This window comes from Brumimicrobium mesophilum (genome assembly GCF_003025005.1).
In the GTDB taxonomy this organism is placed as follows: domain Bacteria; phylum Bacteroidota; class Bacteroidia; order Flavobacteriales_D; family Crocinitomicaceae; genus Brumimicrobium; species Brumimicrobium mesophilum.
On record NZ_PVSS01000044.1, the window covers coordinates 1 to 1522 of the forward strand.

At 29.6% G+C, this 1522-nt stretch carries 1 protein-coding gene; it reads right to left on the reverse strand.

Annotated features, from left to right (window positions below):
• Positions 1-765: 765 nt before the first annotated feature.
• A complete protein-coding gene (locus C6368_RS16945) occupies positions 766-1488 on the reverse strand; it encodes a hypothetical protein (RefSeq protein ID WP_107040401.1) in 723 nt (240 codons plus the stop codon).
• Positions 1489-1522 lie beyond the last annotated feature (34 nt).

Below are 1522 nucleotides of genomic sequence, written 5' to 3' on the forward strand. Positions count from 1 at the left end.
CTTTACGAGGTGGACTATTTGCGATCAACGGTTCTCAACTAGGAGACGCGGGCTTTTTGGCTGTGGTTGTTCTGCCCGTGGCTTTTAGTTGGTGTTATATACCTTCTGTTAGTTAGTAAATCAATTGAAATCCCGATTAGACTGATATGGAAAAATATCATAGGTATAGCTGCTCCTGGATAATGTCTGATTTTAAAAATTAAATAAACTAGAAAGGAAATCAACCCAAGTAATTGAATCAAATTCATTTTATGTTTTTTTGACCTGGCTCTTAACCAATCATACAATTCAAATGACAAGAGTATTAATGTTGTTATCAAAATTGCAATAGGAAATATTGTCAATCCATCCATTTTGTATTTGGCCAGAGATGTAAAAACTAGGTAAAGGATGGTAATGATTAAAAGAAGGTTACTTTTTCGATCTAATTTTTTATTTAAGAAGTGTTTCAACAGATATGCTAACCCAACTACAACACTACTAATAGCGTAAACTTCTTTTTCATTTACGAACCAATTCTGAACACAGGCATACCATACTATTACATATTGTAAAAGTCCGATGGCTAACAAAATATTTAAAATTCGGTTCATTACGTCGTGGTATATAACGTTTGGGGTTTTGCGGCGGTCTGTTTGCTAAATGTTTTATCGAAGATACAAACATTTAGCTATACATGAATGTAAAAATCGAAGGTTTTCACAGGCTGACCGGCAAAGGCTATGTTAGGTTTTAGTTTTCTAATTTAAATAAATCACTGCTATTTTATTTATAGTAATCTAACTTTCTTTTAATTATCTTTCTTTGATTACCAGTCGAATTAATTTCTTTCATTGATATCCAATTTCCAATACTATCCACTTCATACTCATAATTGAAAGACTCCTTAATTTCCTTTGTATTCATTTCTATTACCGTTTTTGAAATCATTCGATTTTCCGTATCATACCCGAATTTATAAATTGAATTAGTTGTAAAGTCTAATTGTTTGATTCTATTGTAATTTTTATCATATTTATTTGCCAAGGTATCTAATAAAGAACCATTATCATAACCTGCTTGATAAATTGTGTTTTGTAAATTATCTTTATACAAGTAATATACTACAGATGGTTCACCATTGAAAAAATTAGTTATCGTTACAATACTACTATCTGAATTATATGTATATAAATTTTGATAAATTGTATCCATTAAATCATCCAAAACTATAATTTTTTGAGGATGATTGTATGAAAAATATTCTATAATTGTTTGGTTAATGATCTTACCATTAATATCCAAGCTTGTTTTTTCGACGAGGTCCCCAAAAGAATTATAATTTTCTACTGTTTTGATTTCTGATGAATCAGTGAAATTAAACTGGCTAATCTTAGCTGATTTAATCTGATAACTAATATCGGGAATTGTAGATACTGTTTGTTTAGATTTCTCGGAACAAGAAAAAAATATTAATAGTATGAATAATATGGTATATGTGTATTTCATTTTAATTAAACCTAACGGTCAGGGCTATGAAACC